Below are 3,941 nucleotides of genomic sequence, written 5' to 3'. Positions count from 1 at the left end.
GCTCTGTATTGTCTTTGATCCACTCAAAAATATCAGCAGCAACAAATTGATACTTATTACCACTGACATTTAAGCCATTCAAAGCAAAGTTTTGTTTGCCCCAATCCAGGTAATTCTGTGACAAATCAACACTAGTAACTTTTTTAGCGCCCGCCAATGCAGCATGCACACTGGCCGTACAAGTATAAGCGAATAAGTTCAATACCGATTTATTACGACTGTTGTCTTTGATACGCGCACGCATATTGCGATGATCGATAAATAGACCTGTATCGAGATAATCGGTGAAATTGACATATAGATAGGCGCCATCTTCGCGGGCAATATAAAACTTACCACGCTTTTCAGTATTGCCTTGTTTACTATATTGGTCATTACCAGATTGACGAGCACGGGTTTTAATAAAGATTTGTTCGCGGTTAATGCCAAACACTTCACGGATACCCATTAGCGCCAAATTAAAACGTTTTTTGGCAGTTTCTGGTGGAATAGTCTTCGGTGGCGCGTACTCTTGTACATGGGCATAGTCACCATATAAGTCGATCGCCACCTTGAAATCAGGCAGGTCAGCGTTGTAAACACGGATATTACTCACGTTATCTTTTTTAGCCAATTTCTTAAGTCGGGTCAGGTTTTTCTGCAAACGATTGATAAAATCTTGACCGTCTTCAACTTCAATTTCACGCTTCTCAAAACGGCTAACAAGATTGCCAGTTTGTCCAGCAATCAAGGTGCCATAGCGGAAATACACGGTAATGGCACCATTATGACAGCGCAACGTTTTTGGCTCTCTAATAGGCAAAATATCGACTTGCTCAACGTGAGATGCCAATATACCAAGCATTGGATCAACACTACTGCCAGCAAAGCTGTCTTGTAAGATAAGCCCAATTGATTGATATAATGGCTTAATCATTTCTTCATCGCCCAGACGCTCACCATAAGGTGGGTTGGTGATAATTAAAGGATTGCTCAAACGACCGTCAGCGACCAAAGGTTTTAGTAGCGTGCTTAGCTGATCAAGGGCGCGCGTTTCGATGTCAAGTAGCGGTAACAGGTCTTGTAAACCGGCAGCAATCAGATTCTTTTCTGTAGCAATAATGGCGCCATTATCGGCATCGAATCCAAAGATGAGCGGCAAAGTATCTGGCTGCTCATTAGCAATCTCTAAGGCTTCACGGAAACGTGTCTGTGCATCATCAATCATTTCTTGCCATAATACTGCGTCATGATGCTGCCACTCATAAAAACCAAACTGATTGGCGGCTTTATCGATACCGACGGCATAATCGCAATGCATCAGTAGCGCTTCAATGATAAAGGTACCAGAGCCACACATCGGGTCGATTAAGGCATTATAAAAAGGCGCATCGCCTGCCTCATTTTTCTTATGCCAGCCTGCGCTATAGAGTAGCGCCGCTGCTAAGTTCTCTTTTAATGGCGCTTCTGTCATGGCTACGCGATAGCCACGGCGATGTAAACTCGTCCCTGACAAATCTAAATAGAGCTCAGCTTGCTTGTCATTGACGGTGGCAAAAATAGAAAAGTCTGGATTTTTACTATCGACGTTAGGGCGGCTTTCATATACTTCGTTAAAGGTATCAGCAATCGCATCTTTAATACGGAGCATGGCAAATTGCTGGCTGACTGCAACCCGTTTATCAACAGACAGACGGATAGCAAACGTCTGCTCTAAGCTAAATTGCTCCGTCCAATTAACCGATTTTGCCAAACCATAAAGCTGTTCAGCCACATCATATTCGGCATTGATATTTTTGCGTTTAATTAGCATTAATACGCGCGATGCCACGCGCGACCAAAGGCAGATCTTATATAAATCACGCAAGGTACCTGTAACAGCAAGGCGACCAGTACTTTTCATTTCGCTTGCAATACCAAAACTGGTCAGCTCAGTCTGTAGCGGTGCTTCTAATCCATCGGCGCAGGTAATGATAAGGTCAAGCGACAATACCTGTGAAGATGCTTGTGAAGATGGTTGTGAAGACGCTGTGGATGAGGCGAGCGCGGTTGTTTCGGTCATACGGATACCTGTGGGCTAAATTGATAAATAGTGCACATCATAAAATAAGATGTTTAACCGCTAATTTTACCATAATTCTATAGCGGATGGTTTAAAGCGCTCATGTTTAAGAAAGCGATGGTCAAAAAATTTATATTTGAAAGAACTTTTTATGGCATATAAATGTTAAATAAGTCGCAAGGATATTATGGCTGGTCTTTGTTCAGCGCCAATGACTCTGACACAGTGTGCGTGGTCGTTGCCAATGGCTTGGGCTTGGTCACAATCGGATAGACGTCTTCTCTTGGCATAAGTAGACGCATATGCGGATAAGGGGTCGAGATATCAGCGGCATCAAAAGCGCGTTTGATATTCTCTCGTAAATCTTCTTTGATTTTAGGCATACGAGCAACTGCCGCTGGTTTGACCCAAAAGCGTACAATAAAATATACGCCATACTCTCCAATCTCTGCCACAGTCGCAGAAGACTCAGGTCGGTTAAGGACAGCCTCACTATCTGACAGTACTTGTAAAATTTCATCACGTGCTTTATCAATATCATCTTCAAAAGCAATACGCATCTGAATATCAAAGCGTATAAAGTTTTTGGAGGTCAGATTGGTAACGACGGAGGAGGCGACATTTGAATTGGGTATGATGACCGTAATATTGTCACGAGTTAAGACATGGGTCGTACGTAAGGCAATTACCACCACGCGACCTTCATTGTCATTGATATTGACCCAGTCACCAACTTGAAATGACTGCTCAAGCAAAATAGTAATGCCAGCGATAAAGTTTGCAAGCGTTGACTGCGCGGCAAAACCGACTGCCAAACCGGCGATACCCAAACCTGCGACTAAAGAAACGATATCAAAGCCAAACTGCGCCATAACGCTGGCAAGCCCTAAGACCAGTAATAGCACAGACAAGATATTTTTAAGCAGCTGCTCAATAGAGGCGTTTAGCCCATAGTGCTGTAGGATTTTATGGACGATTTGTCCAGATGATGTCCATAGCACATAATATATCCCCGCCCATGTACTGGCTTTGGCAGTGGCTTTGATGGTATCTGGCTCAAAATTTAGCTGACTCATAATAGCAATGACACTGGTCACGGCCCAGATATAACGCAGGATTGAGCGGGCAATTTTAGCGCGGCGCTCATTCAGGCGAATGCGTGCTTTGCTTTTTTTGAGTACATAGATAGCAAGCCAATACATAAACCCCGATATCGCAAGCAGTATTAGGATTTTGATGCCAGTGCTCACCAGTTCTACTGATTTAGATGACCAATCTAAGGTACCTTCCTCGATAGAGCCGCCAATGGCAAGAAAAAGGCTAGTATGTAGATCACGAGCAATCTCTTGAAAAAATTCAGTAATACTAGCGATTGCCATTATCTTATCCATGAAAGGTGTGGTTCTAAAATATATTGCTCTGTACTAATAGGGTTTTAATCGCATCATTATAGATGAAGTTACTTTAACTATATAACCACTAAAGCCGTTTATAAAGTAGCTTAAGTCCTGACGACAAATCAAGTTTGAATCTCCTGAGGTCAGCGCCAATAAGTTTACTTCATTACTTTTAAAACATAGCATTTAACAGCTGATTAAGAATTGTTTTGATGAATATCAAGCGACTGATATGGTATTTCCATCAAATCCTGAACATCGCGCAAAGCAGTACGCAAGCCCTCTAAAATGGTAGGGTGAGAAAAAGGAGTATCAAGCATGTCTTTGATACTCAAGTCGTTGGTAATCGCCATTGCCAATATATGCCCGATGTATTCTGCATCCGGACCAACCATGCTCGCACCCAAGATTCTATCTGTTTTTTTACAGCCATAAATATGCAATAGACCACAGTTGACACCCATGACGCGGCTACGACCTTGATTGTCAAAGCTAACTTTCCC

2 protein-coding genes and 1 pseudogene are annotated in these 3,941 nt (G+C 42.7%); all 3 read right to left on the bottom strand.

The annotated features are described in order from the left end of the window. A partial coding sequence (gene rlmKL / locus VLN09_RS02350) for a bifunctional 23S rRNA (guanine(2069)-N(7))-methyltransferase RlmK/23S rRNA (guanine(2445)-N(2))-methyltransferase RlmL (RefSeq protein WP_325243609.1) occupies positions 1 to 2,041 on the bottom strand: 2,041 nt, incomplete at its 3' end. Positions 2,042 to 2,226: 185 nt separating this feature from the next. Beyond that, a complete protein-coding gene (locus tag VLN09_RS02345; RefSeq protein ID WP_325243608.1) occupies positions 2,227 to 3,420 on the bottom strand; it encodes a mechanosensitive ion channel family protein in 1,194 nt (397 codons plus the stop codon). A 215-nt stretch (positions 3,421 to 3,635) separates the two neighbouring features. Beyond that, positions 3,636 to 3,941 (bottom strand): annotated as a pseudogene (locus VLN09_RS02340) (dihydrolipoyl dehydrogenase); the annotation flags it as partial.

This window comes from Psychrobacter sp., assembly GCF_035469765.1.
In the GTDB taxonomy this organism is placed as follows: domain Bacteria; phylum Pseudomonadota; class Gammaproteobacteria; order Pseudomonadales; family Moraxellaceae; genus Psychrobacter.
The sequence above is the reverse complement of the archived record's forward strand: the minus strand, read 5'-3'. Positions and strand labels throughout refer to the sequence as shown.